Genomic DNA, 18984 nt, shown 5'->3' on the forward strand with positions numbered 1-18984 from the left:
AGCGTTGGGGTCACGAATCGAGGGAGCGGAGCACCCGACAGGGGTTACCCACCGCCACCACATTGGCGGGAATATCTTTGGTGACCACGCTGCCCGCGCCGATCGTCGTGTTGTCCCCGATGGTCACGCCGGGACACACAATCACGCCGCCGCCAATCCAGCTATTTTGGCCGATGCGAATGGGGGCGGCCAGCTCCGGCCCGGCCAGCCGCGCCGCGACGTCCACAGGGTGATAGGCCGTGTAAATCTGCACCGAGGGGCCAAATTTGGCATTGTCGCCGATGTGCACCGTGTTGCAGTCCAGGACGGTGCAGTTGAAATTTAGATACACGCCGCGCCCCAAAAAGAGGTTGCTCCCGTAGTCGCAGTAAAAGGGCGGCTCGATCCAGGCCTGCTCTCCCACCGCTCCCAGCAGCTGTTTTAGGATCTCGGCTCGCTGGGACAGCTCCGCCTGGGAGGTCTGGTTGTACTGGCGCAGCAGATCCCGGGCCGAGGCCCGCGCCTGCACGAGCTCCGGATCGGAGGCGAGGTATAGCTCTCCGGCCAGCATTTTTTCCCGTTCGGTGGTCATGGGGGCGTCCTCGTGGCGCTTCGCAGGGGGTTTCCCGGCAACGCTAAACGCTATTGGCAAAGTCCCCGAAAAATCCACCGCAATTTTTAGGGTTTGCTGAGCAAAACAACGATTCTAAGAAAAGCGAACTGGCGGGCGATCGCCCTTCGAAGCGTCCCTGGCTTTTCGGAAGCTCCAAGCCCCGATACAGTAAAAAGCTGTAGAGCCTTTTGAGCCACGGGAGGGCCACTCACCACCGCCATGGAAACGACCCGCACGATTTCTTTGCCAGCCATGGGCTGCGGCACCTGGGCCTGGGGCAATCGCCTCCTGTGGGGCTACACCGAGGCCATGGACGAGCAGCTTCGGGCTGTGTTCGATCGCTGCGTGGCCAGCGGCGTCACTCTGTTTGACACCGGCGACTCCTACGGCACCGGCAAGCTCAACGGGCGCAGCGAGTCGCTGCTGGGCCAGTTTTCCCAAAGTTACCAAGGCCCCCACGCCGCCGAGATATGCCTCGCCACCAAGCTGGCCCCCTACCCGTGGCGGCTAACCCGCAAGGCGATGATCCGCGCCTACGAGGCGTCGTCTCGGCGGCTCGGGCGACCGGTGGACCTAGTGCAGATGCACTGGTCTACGGCGAACTACGCCCCTTGGCAGGAGTGGCCGCTCCTCGATGGGCTGGCGGACCTCTACGAGCAGGGCCTAGTCCAGGGTGTGGGCCTGTCCAACTATGGCCCCAAGCGTCTGCGCCAGGTGCATCAGCGCTTTGCCGAGCGGGGGGTGCCGATCGTGACGCTGCAAGTGCAGTATTCGCTGCTGTCGACCTACCCGGTGACAGAGCTGGATCTCAAGGCGGTGTGTGATGAGCTAGGGATTCGGCTGATTGCCTATAGCCCGCTCGCCCTGGGCCTGCTGACCGGGAAGTATGGGGCTGAGGGGCCGTATCCGTCGGGATTACGGGGGGCGGTGTGCCGCCAGATTTTGCCGGGGGCCAAGGGGCTGCTGGACTGTCTGGGGGCGATCGCCGCTGAGCGCGACAAAACCATAGCCCAGGTCGCCCTCAACTGGTGCATCGCCAAAGGGACGATTCCCATTCCGGGAGCCAAGTCCCTGGCCCAGGCGGAGCAAAACATCGGTGCCCTCGGCTGGAGCCTGGGTGACGGCGAAGTTTCGGCCCTCGATGAGGCAGCCGCCCAGGTGGACAAGGCCATGGTGCAAAACATCTTCCAGAGCCGATAGGGCGATCGACTACTGGCCTAGAAACAGCTTGTAGGCCGGGTTTTTGTTTTCGTCCCAGTACCGGTAGCCCAGGGTATCGAGGAAGGCTTGCCAGTCCGGCATTTCATCGGGCGGCACCTGGATACCCACCACAATGCGGCCGTAGTCCGAGCCATTGTTGCGGTAGTGGAACAGGCTGATATTCCAGTCGGGGCTCATGGAGCCGACGAATTTCATCAGGGCACCAGGACGCTCAGGAAACTCAAAGCGATAGAGCAGCTCGTCGTGGGCCAAGGGCGATCGCCCACCGACCATGTGGCGCAAGTGGAGCTTGGTCAGCTCATCGTCGGTGAGATCGAGGGTCTTGAAGCCGCAGTTTTCGAAGGTCTGAGCCATTCTCACAGCGTCTGCCCGATCTTCGATCTGAACCCCCACAAAAATGTGGGCCTCCTGCTGATCGGCGATGCGGTAGTTGAACTCCGTCAGGTTGCGGCGACCCATGCAGTCGCAGAAGCGGCGCAGGCTGCCCGGCGTCTCAGGAATCGTCACCGCAAAGATCGCCTCACGGCGCTCGCCAAACTCGGCCCGCTCCGCCACAAAGCGTAGGCGATCGAAGTTCATGTTGGCGCCGCAGGCCACCGCCACCAGCGTCTGGCCCTCGATCTGCTCGCGCTCGACATAGGCCTTGGCCCCCGCCACCGCCAGAGCGCCCGCTGGCTCCAGGATCGACCGGGTGTCCTCAAAGACGTCCTTGATCGCGGCGCAGGTGTCGTCCGTCCCCACCAAAATAATGTCGTCCACGTACTGCTGGCACAGGCGGAACGTCTCCTCGCCCACCTCGCGCACCGCGACCCCATCGGCAAACAGGCCCACCTGGGACAGTTTTACGCGCTGGCCCGCCTTCAGGGACTGATTCATGGCGTCGGCGTCCACCGGCTCCACGCCGATGATTTTGATTTCTGGGTGCAGGCGCTTCACATAGGCTGCGATGCCCGCGATCAGGCCGCCCCCGCCGATCGCCACAAAAATCGCGTGAATCGGCTGCTGGCACTGGCGCAAAATCTCCATGCCAATGGTACCCTGACCGGCGATCACCAGCGGATCATCGAAGGGATGAATAAAGGTTAGGCTCTTTTCGGCCTCTAGCTGGCGCGCGTAGGCGTAGGCATCGTCGTAGGTGTCGCCGTGGAGAATCACCTCGCCGCCCCGCGCCCGGACAGCGTCGACTTTGACCTGGGGCGTAGTCACGGGCATGACGATGATGGCCCGAGTCCCCAGCCGCTGCGCCCCGAGGGCCACGCCCTGGGCATGGTTGCCCGCAGAGGCCGCGATGACGCCCTGGGCCAGCTGGTCCGGCGATAGATTGGCGATTTTGTTATAGGCCCCGCGCAGCTTGAAGGAAAAGACCGACTGCATGTCCTCGCGCTTGAGCAGCAGCTTGTTGTTGAGGCGGGCCGAGAGATTGGGCGCGGGCTCGAGGGGAGACTCCTGAGCGACGTCGTACACGCGGGCCGTCAGGATCTGAACAAGGTAGTCACACAGCATGGGCGTCGGGCACTGAGAGGGAAGGGCGGATAGACTTCAATTCTACGCCAAGGGCGATCGCTCCTTAGGAGGAAAACCTCAGAGAGTTTGCGATCTTAGCTAACAGCTCATTGCGAGGCGATCGCCCTTTCAAAAGGCATTCTTGCTTGGGTTTTTAAAGGGCAGTTTCGATCTCTATTTAGCCCTTTCTTAAAATATTTTTTCCTAGAAAATTACGCTGTATCAAATTTCATTGCGGCTTCGTTGAGGTTCACGATATCTCTCAGATGAGCGAGTAGACTCGGGCTTTTAGAGTTTCGGAGCCCGAGATGAAATACCCTCTCGAATTGACTTTTAAGCTGTGGACGCTGGCCCCCCAAATGACCGTCAAAGACTCTAGCGGTCAACTTGTTTTCTGCATTCGCCAGAAGTTATTTAAGCTGCGAGAGGCCATCGGCGTTTTTGGCGATCTGCAACGCGCCCAGCTGCGCTACGAAATCAAGGCCGATCGCATTATTGACTTTTCGGCTCGATACAACTTCCTAGACAATGGGCGCGCCTTTGGCGCAGTCAAGCGCCACGGCATGAAGTCCCTGTGGAAAGCTCGCTATGACATCTATGACGGCGATCGCGTTGTCTTCAACATCAGCGAAGAAAATCCCTGGGTCAAAATCTTTGACAGCCTCTTTGCTGAGATTCCGATTGTGGGCCTCCTCACCGGCTACGTTTTCAATCCGGTGTACCTCGTGACCCACCCCGACGGCAACATCGTCATGCGGCTCGAAAAAATCCCTGCTTTTCTGTCGCGTATTTTCACGATCAAGCAAGTCGATCAGCTAACGGAAACCGAAGAAACCCAAATTGTTCTCAGTTTGGTCATGATGCTGCTTTTAGAGCGCAATCGCGGCTAGAAAACTCTAGGTCAAAGTCTCCCTTTAGGCAAGCCTTTCAGCTTCTAATCGCCCTTCTAGAAAGCTTCTTATTAGAAGAAATAGCTTGGGCTTTCTACGCAACTAACCCCCTCCCCAGCATTCTTGAGGAGGGGGTTTTGAACAGCTATTCCTCGAAGATAGGCAAGCGAATCAAGAACTCCGTTCCTTGACCAAGTTCTGATTTCACGTCCAGGCTGCCGCCGTGGGTTTCGGTCACAATCTGACGGGCGATCGCCAGCCCCAGGCCTGTTCCTTTTCCCACTTCTTTCGTTGTAAAGAGATGATCAAAAATCCTTGCTTTGATCGTCTCAGGCATGCCCTTCCCATTGTCGCGAACCTGGATTTCTACCAGATCTCGATCGCTCAAAACGTCCGTCCGAATTGTGATGGTTTGGGGATGCTTTTGCAGTTCTTCGAAGGTTGTTTGCTGAGCTGCTTCATCAAATACGTCGATCGCGTTGGCTAGGATATTCATGAATACCTGATTGAGCTGCCCTGGAAAACACTTCACGGCGGGCAAGTCACCATACTCCTGAGTTACCTCGATCGCTGGGCGATGCTCGTTTCCTTTCAGGCGATATTTCAAAATCAGCAGAGCACTATTAATCCCCTCATGAAGATTGGCATTGACCTTATATTCGGTATCGGCTCGAGAGAACGTCCGGAGACTCGTGCTGATAGATTTGATGCGATCGTTCGCCTCCCCCATAGACTCTAGAAGGCGCGGCAAATCTTCAATCAAGTACTCTAGATCAATCTCATCTGCGTGATCTCGAATCTCTTCTAAAGCAGCCGCATCAGATTTCTGATAAAGCGCTAGGTGCTCTAGCAGATCCGTGACGTAGTCTTTGGCATTGCTGAGGCTGCCATTGAGAAATCCGATGGGGTTATTAATTTCGTGAGCAACGCCCGCCACCAAGTTCCCCAGAGAGGCCATTTTCTCGCTTTGAACAATCTGAAGCTGCGATTGCTCTAGCCGATGGGCGTAGGTCTGGGACTGCTGGTAAAGCCGCGCATTTTCGAGGGCGATCGCCGCCTGAACGCACAGAAAATTGAGAATCAAGATCCGATCTTTGGTGAAAACGCCGGTCGTAACTTGATTTTTCAGATACACAATGCCCAGCAAGGTTCCCTGATTGATAATCGGCAAGCACAAAATGCTTTTGGGCTGCCGTTGATCTAGATATTCATCTATCACTGGCAAGGTTGTTTCGCAGTTCTCAAAGGCAACCACTTCGCGGGTATTTTTGACGTACTGAATTAGCTTAGCTGGCAGCTTCGAATTGCCTTCCAAAGGCTCTAGGCACAGCTCTGACTGCTCAGCCGTGGCGATCGCCCGAATCTGCCAAACGCCCTGATCATCCGGCAATATCAACGCGCAGCGATCGCCCCCCGAATTTTGCAAAATGATCTGCGTCAATTGATGGAGGAGCTGATCTAGCTGGATCGTTCCAGAGATCGCTTGGGAAGCGCGCAAAATCGCCGCAAAATCTAGAACGGTATTAATGCTAGAGCTCGACGAGCGACCAGAAGAACTCGAGGTCTTCTCTGAAAATCTTGGCGGAGGCACCAAGGTCGCCAAAGTTTCTAAAGGATTGAGAGTTCGTGCTGCCTGCTGCAAAATAGGGCGCAAAAGATTGGGGTAGTGGCGCTCTAGATCTTCGCTTTTCGACTTGGCACCCCAGTGCGCATAGCTATAGTACGCTTCTTGCAAATAGCCTGCGGCCACTCGCTCTTTTCCCAGAGCCAAATAAAACTTGGCCGCTAACTCATTGGCTAGGGCTTCTTCTTGAACATAGGCATTCGTTCGAGCACCCACAATCGCCTGATCATAGAGCTCCATTGCTTGCCAGATATGACCCAAATGCCAAGCTTTTTCTGCCTCGATTAGATCATACTTATGCTGATGATTCATAGGAGCATGGAGCGCCCAGTTTTTCAGCATTTCCTGATTCGCTTCTACGCTTGTTAGGATCTGCTGTTTCTCCTCATCGGATGCGTGAGGCAGCTGAGCCACCAGCGCCAAAGAATGGTAGAAATTCACAATAGCAACCTGGATAAAACCAAAGGCTGCTCCCGACCACGCTTGAGCTGACTCTACCTGCTCCACTGCCTGACGATACTCTCCCGCGTGATACAGCAAAATCGTCTTGGCAGCATAGAACATATAGAGCACCGTGCCGCTTTTTGCCTCAATGAGGCGAGGCAGTGCCTCTGTCTCATCAAAGCTTTCGCCAATCAGGCGCAGCGGATCATCGCCTTGTCCTTGCAGGTTGAGTCCTAGCTGTCGCCATACCTGAGAGAAATTGATGGGAATTTCCTGCTTAATTTTGATGCAAAGATCGATGTAGTGGCCTTGTTTTTCGACGGCGGCTTCGAGGGTTGGCTCCGAGAAAAACAGGTAGCTACACAGATTGGCTGCGCAGTAGCCGCCCCACTCAATGTCTCCTGTTTCCAGGCCGCTTTGCACTGCTTCTTGCAGTGGCGCAACGCTGTTTCGCTTATGCTCTTTCCAGGTGCGAATATTGGAATTAAAGAGGTTATAAACCTTTGCCTTCAGGTCTTTGGCATCAAATTTTTCGAGCCATTTCAAGGCAATTTTTCCGGCCTGATAGCCCTCTTCAAGCTGACCCGTTCCGGACAGCAGCAGCCCATAGAATCCATAGGCAAAAGCCGATAGGGCCGAGTTGCCGTGATCCAGGCACAAGCGCACCATGGTCATAATTAGCGGCGGAAATATCTCAGGCTTGGCCATAAAGACCGGCGCACACAAAATCTTCAGAATTTGCATTGCGGCCAGCATCTTTTCATCGGTCATCTGGGGTAGGCTATCTAGCTCTTCTAGAGCGGGCAAGTTCATTACCAAGCCATCTTCTGGCGTCAGTTCAACCCAGGTAATTTCTAGTTTTTCTAGAACGTCTAGACCAATTTCGATCGCTTGCAGCATCTGCAATTGAGCAATACAGATCTGCATTTGCAGCTCATAGACCTTTACTCGATCGAGCAAAGTTTTTGCATTTTTTAGAGCAATATCTGCTAGCTCTGTCGCCTGCTGAAAACTGATGTTCAAATATTCAGCTTCGACGGCAGTTGTATAGAGATTTAGGGTTAGGTCATACTGCGTTTTCCAAGCGTCCGCAGCCAGCAAGCTTCTCCCTAGGGTCAGGTACTGCACCGCCGCTGCGTAGGCCGTCGCCGTTTGGGCTTTGCGCCCTGCCCTTAGATTAAGCTGGGCAAGTTCCTGCTGCTCAGCAGGCTGGGTGATCAAGCTGCTGCCCGCATTGAGGTGAGTCACGATTTCAAACAGTCGTTCCTCGCGCTCAGTGGCCGAAGAGTTGCTCAGTAGCAGGGTGCCAATGCGATGGTGGGTAGCTTTTTTCTCCGGTTCAGGAATGAGGAAATAAGCGGCCTGCTGGATGCGATCGTGCAAAAAGCGATAGGCAACCGTTTCGGGTCTTTGGGCCGTTGAGTCCGCTTCTCCTTGGCTCAAATAAAATTTGTAGACCTCGCTTTGGGGCAAGATTAGGCCTTCTTGCAGCGCCTTCCAAAGGGCCGTTGCCACATTGGCTTGGGACTGCTCTGAAACAATAGCCAAGGTTTCTAAATCAAATTGATTGCCAATGCAGGCAGCCAGTTTAAGAACATGCTGGGTTTCGGCGGGCAGTTTTTGTAGCTGCTGGGCCATGAATTCCACCACATCTTCTGTGATGGCGAGGGCATTAATTTGGGAAATATCGCACTCCCAATAGCCGCGATCGCGATTGAAGAAAAGATGATTTTCTTCATGCAGTGCCTTGAGAAATTGAGTCGTGAAAAAAGGATTTCCTTTTGTTTTTCGATCGACGAATTTCGTCAGAGGCTGCGATCGCTCACAGGAGCAGTGCAATGTATCTGCGACTAGCTGATTAGTATCATCAAAGGCTAAAGAAGCTAGGGTAACTGTATTAACCGATTTCCCTGCTTTTTTCAGCTCCTCTACCGTCAAGCTGAAGGGATGAGTCGGTGATACTTCATTGTCTCGATAGGCTCCCAGCAGCAGCAGGTATCGCTTGTCTTCCATTAGCAGCTTGATCAACTGCAAAGAGGCAGAATCGGACCACTGCAAATCATCTAAGAAGACCACCAGCGGATGCTCGGCCGTAGTGAAGACTTCGATGAATGTTTGGAAGAGAAGATTGAAGCGAATCTGGGCGGCTGTGCCCGCAAGTTCGGGGACCGGCGGCTGTTTGCCAATGATTTGTTCTAGCTCTGGCATCACCTCAATGAGGACTTGGCCGCTATCGCCCACAGCCTCAAGGATCTTAGTGCGCCACTGGGCAAGCTGAGAGTCAGATTCAGACAAAAGCTGATTAATTAAATCCCGCAGGGCCTGAACAAAAGCCGAGAGGGGAATATTGCGGTTGAACTGATCAAATTTGCCTTTGATGAAGTATCCATGCTGACGAGTGATCGGCTTATGAACTTCATTGACAACGGCAGTTTTTCCGATACCGGAGAAGCCCGCAACCAGCATCATTTCAGAGGTGCCTTCCGCGACGCGCTCAAAGGCCTGGAGCAGCGTTTTGACCTCCTGCTCGCGACCATACAGCCTCTCTGGAATCAAAAAGCGATCGCAAATATCTCGCTGACCTAGCGTAAATTCTGCGATCGCCTTTTTGTCGCGATACTGACTGATACACTGCTCCAAATCATGTTTGAGGCCCAGAGCACTTTGATAGCGATCCTCCGCATTTTTTGACATCAGCTTGAGGGCGATCGCCGACACTATGGGCGGCACCGAGGGATTAACGGTGTGAGGTGAGGGAGGCGTTTTGGCAATGTGACAGTGAACAAGCTCTAAAGGATCATCTACCAGAAACGGTAGCTGTCCTGTCAGCAGCTCATATAGCGTAATCCCCAGGCTATAAAAGTCAGTGCGGTAGTCAATTCCGCGATTCATGCGCCCTGTTTGTTCAGGAGCCAAATAGGCTAGAGTTCCTTCTAAAACATTCGGATTTTGAATTTCTTGATTTTCTTTTGGCAGCAGCGAAGCAATACTGAAATCAATTAATTTCACCTGATGGCTAATCGGGTGAATCAAAATGTTAGCAGGCTTAATATCTTTATGAATGACTCGACTTTGATGTAAATCGTGCAGAATATCGGCCAACTGCACAGCAATTTCGAGAATTTCTAACGTGTCTAGAGGATGCTGCTGAGCATATTGGCGCAGGGAAATTCCGCTGTAATCTTCCATCACCAAGGCATAGCCATTTTGGCAAGGCTCGAGGGTAAAGGGATGAATAATCCCCTCAATCGCGAGGTTTTTGGTGATGGTGTACTGATTGCGAAACTGAACCAGCTCACTGAAGGTGGGATAGGCGTGTCGAAGCAGCTTGAGCACGACCGAGCGCTGCTGCGCTGTCTCGAGGGCTCGATAGACCACGGTTCTAGAGCCCAGGTAAAGTTGCTCCTGGAGGGCATAACCAGGAATTACCGGGAAGCGACTGGCGTCATCGTGAACAGTTCGTGTCATGGGACCAATGGGTAGTGCTGAACGACTGCTGGGCTAACAGTACTTCCAGAGTTCCCATATTATTGACCGAGCTTACATTCTTAATAATTATCGATAGATTTTATTCTATGAAAGAATCCGACTACCTATTTTTAGTGAATTATTTCCGTATCAATACTGACTCTTTGGGTTGAATTTTGAAGCGCAAACTCAGCGATCGGTATTGCGAAAGCGATCTTGAGCTGCCTGAAACGCCGTTCGCATCACCGCCTGAATCTTCTGAGGATCGGGTTTTTTGCCTCCCATCAAGTCCCCAAAATACACGCAGGCTCCCTCCCCTAAGGCCCAGGTATAGGCCGCAGCCCACGACGCCGCGATCACGCTGCCAAGGCCGGGGATGAACTTGATCAGCTCGCGGCCAATGGCCTGGGCCAAAAATCCACCGGCGATCGCGCTGACCACGCCCCCCGCCTGGGACGGCGTCAGAGTCTGGCCATAGAGCTGGCCCAGCATCCCCACCATCGACACCTGGAGCGCCGTCAGCACGGGCATCGTCGCAAAGGGCAGGGGCACCGCCGCCAGGGTCGCCGCCATCACCGAGAAAGCCAGCATGTAGCGCCGGCCCACATCCCGGTAGAGATCGCCCAAGCGCCGACTGGCCGAGCCGTCGAGGAGCTGGTGAATCGTGCGCGCCTCTGCCTCGGGCAGCAGCTCCGCCAGGCGATCGCGCAGGGCTTCCAGACCATAAAACACCGGCGTGTAGCCGTCCTCTTCGAGGGTGAAGTCCACCATCACCGCGCGATCGCACAGCTCCCCTAGGGTCTCCTGCAACGCCCCAAAGGCCCGCTGCACCTCCGGAAACTCTGGGGGATAGGCAGGATGATCCGCCGTTCCCGCTGGATACAGTTCGTGCAGACAGGTCACCACCAGCAAACAAGGAATCTGGGGATAGCGCTGGCGCAGTTGCTGCGCAATGTTGCGCAGCGTATCCGTCGCGAAGTCAGTGATTTTGACCGTCAAAAGGAGAACCCGCGCCCGCTGGCGATTGATCTCGAGGTCGGCCACCAGCTCATCAATCAGGGTCTGGGTATCCTGTCCCACATCCCCCAGGCCCACCGTGTCGGTGAAGATCAGCAGGGGCAGCTCCTCCGTGGGATAGGCGTAGCGCTCGGTGTGCTGGGTGTGGGGCCGAAAGCCTTGGCCAATGATGTCCGCCGAGACGCCGGTCAGGGCGCGCACGATGGAGCTTTTGCCAGCCTGGGGCTTGCCGATCAGCAGCGCCTCGGTGGTTGGCAGCTCCTTGCGAACTGCATCGAGGATTTCAGCCACCTGCTCCTCGCTGACGCTAAACCAACTGGTTACGGTCTGGGCCACCTGATCCACTGGCAGCAGCTTCCCGAGACGGCGCGCGGCCAGATTCCACCAATCTGATTTGGGGCCAGACTGGGGAGAAGGGGGAATATTTTCGGGTTCGGGGGGCGTTAGTGGCTCAGGCATGGCAGAGGGCACCGGGGAAACAGGCACAGGACAGTCTCTTCCATCGCCATTGTAGAAAACCCTTTTGCCAGTGCGAGGTATCCCTTTATTTCTAGAGGCCGCCGGGCAGTGGTTCGTGGGCTAGACTATGGGGTGTTTTTGAGGCAGGAGAGAGCAAAAAGGAGCAGCCATGGATTTTGCGGCCCATACGATCGCCAAAGTCATTGAAGTGATTGGAATTTTGGTGACGCTGGGAGGAGGGGCGATCGCCACTAGTTCCTTTCTGCGGCACCTCTGGCGTCGAGAGCGCTTTGAGGATCTCTATCCTGCCTACCGCTCTAATCTGGGGCGGGCAATCTTGCTAGGCCTGGAGTTTTTGGTCGCCGCAGATATCATCGGCACCGTGTCCATCGACCCGACCTTCGAGAGTCTGGGCAGCCTGGGCATGATTGTTTTGATCCGGACTTTCCTGAGCTTCTCGCTGGAGGTCGAGATCAATGGTCGCTGGCCCTGGGAAGAAGGCGATCGCCACAGCCGCCAAGAGACGCTCTAGGTCTTGGTCCACCGTCCAGGACTACTGGCCCAGCGTCTTGCGCATCCCGAAGCGCTCCAGCAGCACCCCCTGACGCTCCACCTCCTCCCGCCCCACGACCTCAAACCCCATTTTTAGAAAAAAGGGCTTCGACAGGCGGCTCGCATCGGTCGAGAGGACAGGCGCGCCTGCCTGCCGGGCCGCAGCCTCCAGCTGCTGATAAATCGCGGTCGCGTAGCCCCGGCGGCCCTGGCGACTAGCGGTGTAGAGAAAGGCCACATGATCCACCGGATGGAGCTGACCAAAGGCCACAGGCTGGCCTTCGTCTAGGGCGACGAGGGTGATTCCCTGGGCCAGCTGGTGACCAAAGACCGCCAGATCCGCCGGGAAGGTCGCCCAGGCCGCCACCTGCTGCGGACTGTAGGCCGTGGCCCCCGTTCCCAGGACCGCGTCTCGATAAATGGCCACGAGGGCCGCCACATCAGAGGTTTGATATCGGCGCAATTCCATAGTCGGCTCCACGCTACGGGCAAAGATACAGGGGTGAAAGGGTCAATTTCGCCCGATTTTCAGGTTGAGGGGCGGTCCTGAGCCAGACAGATGCGATTTCGGCCCTCTTCCTTGGCTGCATAGAGCGCTTTGTCCGCTGACTGCATGAGGTCATCACTGGTTTTGCCGTGGAAGGGATAGGTTGCGACGCCCCCTGAGACGGTCGCCCGGATTTCGTCTTTGCCCACGACGATGCGCTGATCTTGAAACCGGGCGCGGATTTTTTCGGCCCGCTGCTGGGCGTCCTCGAGGGACATGCCGGGAAAGGCCAGGGCAAATTCTTCACCGCCGTAGCGGCAGGCCATGTCCCCTGAGCGGGTTTCGCTCAGGAGCAGCTCCCCAAAAGCCTTGAGCACGCGATCGCCTCCCTTGTGGCCGAAGGTGTCGTTAATGCGCTTGAAATAGTCGATATCGAGCAAAATCACCGAAACCGGATAGTCGCCTCGGGCGGCCCGGTGCAGCTCGCGGGGCAGGGTCTCTTCGAAGTAGCGCCGGTTGAATACCTGAGTCAACCCGTCCCGGATGGCCTGCTCCTGGAGCGTCGCGTGGAGAACTTCGATTTCTAGGAGGTGGCTTTGGAGCTGCTCGTTGACTCGGCGCAGCTCTCGCTCGACCTGGTAGCGCTGGGTGATATCTCGCAGCAGCAGCAGCCGTGCGGTCAGCCGTCCCCGGCGATCGCGCAGCAGAGACAGGCGCAGCTCCAGGCAGCGGTGGCTCTCGGCATCCAGGACGATTTCGGTACGCTCCTGGTAGGTTTCGCGCAGCAGCCCTCCTACTCCGGGCCAGCGCTCGAGCAGCAGCACTTCAACCTGCTGGCCCACCTCCAGAGAGACGCTCTCGAGTAGGGTTTGGGCCGCCGGATTGATATCGAGAATGCGATGGCTGGTGTCGAGGAGCAGCACGCCGTCCGGCATTTGCTCTACCAGCAGATCCCGCGCCACGGGCACCAGATCAAACAGCCGAAAGCGAAAGACGCCCACACAGTAGATCAGCCCCGTGATCATGAAGCTGATCGGGGTGAGGTTCCAGTTACCAGGGGCAAGACCCAGCAGATAGGTTGTGCTGCCGAGCAGGGGCACCACGGCCCCGGCCAGCACAAACCCCGTTTGCTGTCGGTGGAGCGGGGGCGATCGCCAGGCCGCCCGCACCAGCAAGAAAGAGCCCGCCAGCACGTAGGCATAGATGCACATCATCACCCAGGTAAAGCCGGGACCGTGCAGGTACACCCAGGTATTGCTGGAGCGAGCACTGGGCAAAAAGCCCGTCCAAACCAGCCCGTGCCAAGCATTGGTGGCCACCAAGCCGACGTTAAACAGGGGCGGCACACACAGCAGCGCCACGGTACAGGGGGATATGGTCCGCCGGGGCGCTGTGAAGGCCATGGCAAAGAGCAAAAAGCAAACGATCACGCTGCCGGAGCCGATGGACTCCAGGGTGGACCAAAAAATTTTGATCGATCGGGCGATCGCCGCCGACTCCAGGGCCGCAATCAGGGCATAGGCCGAGACTGCAACCATCATCGACGCAAAAAAAGTCCTGCCAGGAGCCGCAGGGCGCTGCCAAACTTGGTAAGCCAGCATACCCGAAATAACTGCCGTCAGGCTGAGGGCAAAAAACGAAAGCGTGTACTGAAATGGCATGAACCTGGGAACACACAAGCATTTACGTTGCAACGCTCATCTCAACAGAAGCAACCGCAGCGCGCCGCAACCGTCCTCTCCGCAAGATTCCATTAATTGCGGGAGACCTAGGGGATGACGTAGCGCATCTGAGATTTCCTCGGCAACGCGCCCCAGGTACATTTTTCGAGGGCGATCGGCCCCGCAATCTAGAACGTTGAGGAACTTCACGCTCAAAAAAGAAAGGTCAAACGACAATGGGCAGTATAGGCAGCGTTCCTTGAGGGCAAGCAAAGGTATGGCGCGTTTCAAGGCTTGGCAATGGGTTGTCTTGGTGCTGCCCATCGCGGCGATCGCAGCATTCATGGTGGTTGCAGCGGGACGCCAAATTCACGTTTGGGGGCTGAATTGGATTTGGGGAGTCTTCATTTTGACCCTAGTGGGCTGGCGCTGGCTATTGGTTCGGTGGACTCGCCCCCTGGTGGCCCAAGTCGAAGCTGCCATGGCGCAAGTGCAAGAACAAATAGACGCTGAAACGCTAGAAATTGAGGGTGATAGCCTATCCGAAGCGGAGAAAAGCCGTCGGGCTGAGGCGGCGTTGCAGACGATCCTTCAGACCTCCCAGAGCGATCCGCCCCCGTGGGAAGATTGGCAAACCTTTTGGCGGCGGTGCCAAGATCTCATCGTGGCGATCGCCCACCTTTATCACCCAGAAGTCAAGTATCCCCTGCTCAACATCTATATTCCTCAAGCCTATGGCCTTCTGCGGGGCACCGTAGATGACATGGACCAGTGGATGCAAAAGCTAACGCCCGCTCTCAATCAGGTTTCAGTGGGACAAGCCTATCAAGCCTATGAAGTTTATCGCAAGCTAGAGCCCTCAGCCCGCAAAGCTTGGCAAGCCTGGAACTGGGCTCAGTGGCTGCTCAATCCGGCGGCCGCTCTGGCAAAGCAAGCCAGTCAGCCCTCCAGCGATCGCGCCACCCAGGCGCTGCTGATCAATTTGGGTCAGATGACCCGCGAAAGCGCGCTGCGCAACCTCAGTCGCCAGGCGATCCTTCTCTACGGCGGCGCGATCGCTCCTGAGGCGGCGCCAGTCCCCAGTCAGCCAGCCCTACCCGTCGCCAAAACCCAGGCGCTGCGAGACATTTTGGCGATCGCTGAACCCAGCGAAGCCGTGGCCCAGAAGCCTCTGAATATCTTGCTGGTCGGTCGGACCGGCGCTGGCAAAAGCAGCCTGATCAATACGCTTTTTGAGGCGGACCGGGCGGCGGTGGACGTGCTGCCGACCACTGACGCCATCGAGAGCTATCACTGGCAAGAAGAAACCGGTGAAACCCTGACGCTGTGGGACACGCCGGGCTATGAGCAGGTCAAGCAGGCCGCTTTTCGGGAGCAGGTGCTCGACTACGGCACCACAGCCGATCTGGTGCTGCTAGTCACCCCGGCCCTCGATCCGGCCTTGCAGATGGACGCAGATTTCCTGCGAGACCTGCGGGAGCGGGTGACGGATCTGCCGACCTTTGTGCTGGTGAGCCAGGTGGATCGGCTGCGGCCCATCCGCGAGTGGGCGCCGCCCTACGACTGGCAGTGGGGCGATCGCCCCAAGGAGCAGGCCATTCGGGAGGCCACTCTCTACCGAGCAGAGAAGCTGGGGGAGCTGTGCGATCGCGTTTTGCCCATCGTGACGGGCGATCGCGCCAGCCAGCGCCCCGCCTGGAATGGGGATACCCTGGCTCGGATGCTGCTAGAGGCGATCGCCCCGGCCCAGCAAGTTCGGCTCGCGCGTTTCCTGCGCGACCTGGACGCTCGCAGCCTCGCCGCCGCCCGGCTGATCGATCGCTATACCTTTCAAATGGCCACCACCCAGGGCCTCGCCTACTTTCTCAAAAGTCCCGTACTGCAGTTTCTGTCGACTCTGACTACCGGCTCCCCTGCGCTGGCCTACGTGCTGGCCGAAAAGATACCGGTGGAGCAGCTGCCTGTAGTGATCGGCAAGCTGCAGCTTGCCTACGATCTGTTTTCGCTTCTCAACCGCGACGCCAAGGCCTTTGACCTGCTGGCTCTGTGGCCTCTGCTGCTGGAAAATTCCGCCTCTCCCGAAAAAAATGCCTGGGCCTTTGGCCACGCGCTGGTGGAGTACTGGGCGCAGAATCTGACGATTCCTCAGCTTCAGGAGCGGTTTCAGTTTTATTTGCGTAGCGATCGCCCTTCGGTGGCCTAGCCAGCGGGCGATCGCACCCCCTCTAGGCTTTTTTCTTCGGGGGCTGAGGCTGGGGAGACTGGGGCAGGCCCACCCGATACATTTTGAAGCGGTTGACGGCGACCGTCGCGGCTCGGGTCACCTGGACATTCCCATCTCGCAGTCCCAGCTGGAGCAGGGGGATCACTTTCTCAGAGCGGATTTGGCCCAGCGCCTCGACGGCGGCTTGGCGGACCATGGCGTCTGGGTCTCGCACCAGCTTGGCCAGGGTCGGCAGCACCCGCTGCTCGAGGCGCACCCCGTGGGCTTCGGCGAGCTGACCCACCGCCATGGCCGTGGCAGCCCGGACTTGGCGATGGCGATGGAGGGCGTAGGGAGTAATCTGGGCGATCGCTTCTCCCTGACGGGAGCGGCCCAGCAGCCCAATTTTTTCACACAAAGCTTCTTCACCGCCTACAGGCGTCACTGGCGGCACCACCGCTGGTGGCACCACAACGGGCTCCACCGGCTCAGCAGCCTGGACCGGCTCCACTGGCTCAGCAGGAACCACCGGTGCTACTGGCTCAACTGGCTCAGCGGGCGCTTCGGGAGCCGCTTCAGGCGCAGCCGCCTCAGGCGTCACCGCCGGAGCAGTCGCCGCTTCGGCAGGTGCATCATCCCAGGGATCGGGAACCGGCGCAGGCTGCGGCTCGGCAGACTGGAGGCGAGCGCGGGCTTGATCCAGCTCCTGCTGCGCCAAGAGCATTTGCTGTTCTTGGCTTTTTTGCACGGCCCGAATGGCTTCCTGCATTCGCGCCTCGTGGGATCGCTCTAGCTCCTCCACGCGCTGCTGAAGCTGTTCTTGATAGGCATTTTTTTGTTGGGCCATCTGCTGCTGGAGAAGCCAGTAGGCGACGCCCGCCCCCACCACAGCTCCCACAATTAGTCCTGCAACAAATTCCATAGGCATCCTTGGGAGTTCAATTTATGCCTGACTATTATCGAATTAATCTTGACCCCCAGGGACACGGGGCGAAGGCTTTGGCGGCAGGGCATGGGATTTGGCCACGCGCCCTCTGATCTGCGTCCACCCGCAATTCGCGGGTTCAAGGGCGTTTCGTCCTGCCAGCCGCGGCAGCGGAGCAGCAGGCGATCGCCCATTAAGAAATATTGCGGCCCAGGCGGGGCTTTGGGCGCAATGCAGGTCCCGGGAACACTAGGACATCGGTGGTAATTAAATTTAACTATCCTATGAGCCACAGTTCGTCTTTTGAGGCTTTGCGGCGGGCGCTGGGTCTGGCCGCGCTGTGCGAGCAACGGGGTCTGGGTACGGATGAGGGGCGCGATCGCCTGTATAGAGCCCTGCAAAAACGCTGGGCAGGCCGGGTCAGTCGCCGCCACTTTCTGGCGATCGCTGCGGGCAGCACCCTGGGCGCCGTGGGCCTCAGCCGCCAGGGCGAGCTTTGGGCCGCCCCCAAGCCGAAACCCAGCATCAAAGTCGGTATCGTCGGCGCCGGACTGGCTGGGCTGAGCTGTGGCTACGAGCTCAAGAAACAGGGCATCAGCGCGACTCTCTTTGAGGCGAGCGATCGCCCCGGCGGTCGGTGCGCGTCCCTGCGAGGCTTTTTTCCCCAGCAGGTCGCCGAGCAAGGGGGCGAGTTCATCGACAACCTGCACAAAACCATGCTGGGCTACGCCCGGGAATTTGGCCTGACCCTAGAGGACCTATCCAAAGAACCGGGCGAGGTCACCTACTTTTTTAATCAGCAGCGCTACCCCGAAAGCGCGATCGTCGATGAGTTTCGCCAGCTGGTCGACGCCATGCGGGACGACCTGCGCACCCTCTCGGGCGCCCCCACCGCAGACTTGTTTAATGCCGCCGATGCCCAGCTCGACAACACCAGCCTGAGCGACTATCTCGACGCTCGCGGCGCTGGGTCCCTGGCCAAGGCCGCCATCGAAGAAGCCTATCTCGCCGAGTATGGCCTCGAGCCCAGTGCCCAGAGCGCCCTCAACTTTCTCCTATTCATTCATGCCGATCGCCGCTCAAAATTCACGCCCTTTGGGGTCTTCAGCGATGAGCGCTATCACGTGATCGAGGGCAACGACAAAATTGTCCAGGGACTGCGCGATCGCCTGCCCAACCAGATTCGCCACGGCGCGCGCCTCGTGCGCATCCGCAAGACCAGCCTCAGTCAGCTAGAGCTCACCTTCCAACAAGACACGGGCAGATCCACCAGCGAAGTTTTTGATGCCGTGGTGATGGCGATTCCCTTTACCACGCTGCGCCAAGTTGAGCTCGACGCGAGCCTTGAGCTGCCCGCCTGGAAGCTCAAGGCCATTCAGGAACTGGGGTACGGCACCAACGCCAAGCAAATGATTGGCTTCCAAAGTCGCCCCTGGGCAGCCCTCAGCAGCAACGGCTCGTCTTACTCCGATCTGCCCCATCACCAGGCCACCTGGGAAACCAACCCCAGTCGCGCCAGCCTCGATCGCGCGATCTTGACGGACTACGCCAGTGGCGATCGCGGCCTCGCCCTCAATCCGCGCCAGAGCCAAACCGAAGCCTCGCGCTTCCTGCGGGATTTGGACCGCGTGTATCCCGGCGCCTTTGCCGCAGCTCGGCGCGATCGCACCGGCAACTTCATTCAGTCTTACCTGGCCCACTGGCCCTCTAACCCTCTTTCTCTTGGCAGCTACACCTGCTACACCCCCGGCCAGTTCACCACGATCGCCGGCAACGAAGGCAAGCCCATCGGCAATCTCCACTTTGCCGGTGAACACGCCAACTCCTTCTACGAGTGGCAAGGCTTCATGGAAGGAGCGGCCCTCTCGGGGATCCAGGCCGCCAGCGAGATTCTGCAAAAGCTGAAAGTTGGCGCTCTCTAGGGCGATCGCCCCCACA

Annotated in this window: 12 protein-coding genes; 5 read left to right on the forward strand and 7 right to left on the reverse strand. The window is 57.6% G+C overall.

The genetic code is table 11. From position 1 onward, the window contains the following. Window positions 1–10 precede the first annotated feature (10 nt). The gene (locus tag GEI7407_RS15875) at window positions 11–571 is read right to left on the reverse strand and encodes a sugar O-acetyltransferase (RefSeq protein WP_015173221.1); all 561 of its coding nucleotides are present in this window, start codon (window positions 569–571) and stop codon (window positions 11–13) included. Window positions 572–811: 240 nt separating this feature from the next. On the opposite strand from GEI7407_RS15875, the gene GEI7407_RS15880 reads away from it, so the two are divergent. Beyond that, window positions 812–1792, forward strand: coding sequence for an aldo/keto reductase (locus GEI7407_RS15880; protein ID WP_015173222.1), 981 nt, complete (start codon window positions 812–814; stop codon window positions 1790–1792). 9 nt (window positions 1793–1801) lie between these two features. Here the strand turns inward: GEI7407_RS15880 and ilvA are convergent, their stop codons facing one another. Further along, window positions 1802–3316 (reverse strand): threonine ammonia-lyase, biosynthetic, encoded by a 1515-nt coding sequence (gene ilvA, locus GEI7407_RS15885; protein ID WP_015173223.1) that lies wholly within the window; start codon window positions 3314–3316, stop codon window positions 1802–1804. 308 nt (window positions 3317–3624) lie between these two features. On the opposite strand from ilvA, the gene GEI7407_RS15890 reads away from it, so the two are divergent. Further along, window positions 3625–4206, forward strand: coding sequence for a hypothetical protein (locus tag GEI7407_RS15890; RefSeq protein ID WP_015173224.1), 582 nt, complete (start codon window positions 3625–3627; stop codon window positions 4204–4206). A gap of 145 nt (window positions 4207–4351) precedes the next feature. On the opposite strand, the gene GEI7407_RS15895 is transcribed toward GEI7407_RS15890, so the two are convergent. Both GEI7407_RS15895 and GEI7407_RS15900 read right to left on the reverse strand, forming a co-directional pair. Then, on the reverse strand, window positions 4352–9742 hold the full coding sequence (locus GEI7407_RS15895) for an ATP-binding sensor histidine kinase (protein ID WP_015173225.1): 5391 nt from the start codon (window positions 9740–9742) through the stop codon (window positions 4352–4354). A 189-nt stretch (window positions 9743–9931) separates the two neighbouring features. Next, window positions 9932–11218 carry a YcjF family protein gene (locus GEI7407_RS15900; protein ID WP_071880923.1) on the reverse strand — a complete coding sequence of 429 codons (1287 nt, stop codon included), beginning with the start codon at window positions 11216–11218 and terminating at the stop codon, window positions 9932–9934. A 169-nt stretch (window positions 11219–11387) separates the two neighbouring features. On the opposite strand from GEI7407_RS15900, the gene GEI7407_RS15905 reads away from it, so the two are divergent. Further along, window positions 11388–11750, forward strand: coding sequence for a DUF1622 domain-containing protein (locus GEI7407_RS15905; protein WP_015173227.1), 363 nt, complete (start codon window positions 11388–11390; stop codon window positions 11748–11750). Window positions 11751–11771: 21 nt separating this feature from the next. Here the strand turns inward: GEI7407_RS15905 and GEI7407_RS15910 are convergent, their stop codons facing one another. Both GEI7407_RS15910 and GEI7407_RS15915 read right to left on the reverse strand, forming a co-directional pair. Continuing rightward, entirely contained in the window at window positions 11772–12239 is a 468-nt protein-coding gene (locus GEI7407_RS15910) for a GNAT family N-acetyltransferase (RefSeq protein WP_015173228.1), read from the reverse strand. Window positions 12240–12298: 59 nt separating this feature from the next. Beyond that, on the reverse strand, window positions 12299–13918 hold the full coding sequence (locus GEI7407_RS15915) for a histidine kinase N-terminal 7TM domain-containing protein (protein ID WP_015173229.1): 1620 nt from the start codon (window positions 13916–13918) through the stop codon (window positions 12299–12301). A gap of 277 nt (window positions 13919–14195) precedes the next feature. Between GEI7407_RS15915 and GEI7407_RS15920 the strand changes: the two genes are divergently transcribed. Then, window positions 14196–16121 (forward strand): GTPase family protein, encoded by a 1926-nt coding sequence (locus tag GEI7407_RS15920; protein ID WP_015173230.1) that lies wholly within the window; start codon window positions 14196–14198, stop codon window positions 16119–16121. Window positions 16122–16143: 22 nt separating this feature from the next. Here GEI7407_RS15920 and GEI7407_RS15925 read toward each other — a convergent pair whose 3' ends face one another. Further along, window positions 16144–17043, reverse strand: coding sequence for a HEAT repeat domain-containing protein (locus GEI7407_RS15925; RefSeq protein WP_015173231.1), 900 nt, complete (start codon window positions 17041–17043; stop codon window positions 16144–16146). A gap of 287 nt (window positions 17044–17330) precedes the next feature. Here GEI7407_RS15925 and GEI7407_RS15930 point away from each other — a divergent pair, with 287 nt between their 5' ends. Further along, window positions 17331–18968, forward strand: coding sequence for an FAD-dependent oxidoreductase (locus tag GEI7407_RS15930; protein ID WP_015173232.1), 1638 nt, complete (start codon window positions 17331–17333; stop codon window positions 18966–18968). Window positions 18969–18984: the final 16 nt, after the last annotated feature.

This window comes from Geitlerinema sp. PCC 7407, from assembly GCF_000317045.1.
Taxonomy (GTDB): Bacteria; Cyanobacteriota; Cyanobacteriia; order PCC-7407; family PCC-7407; genus PCC-7407.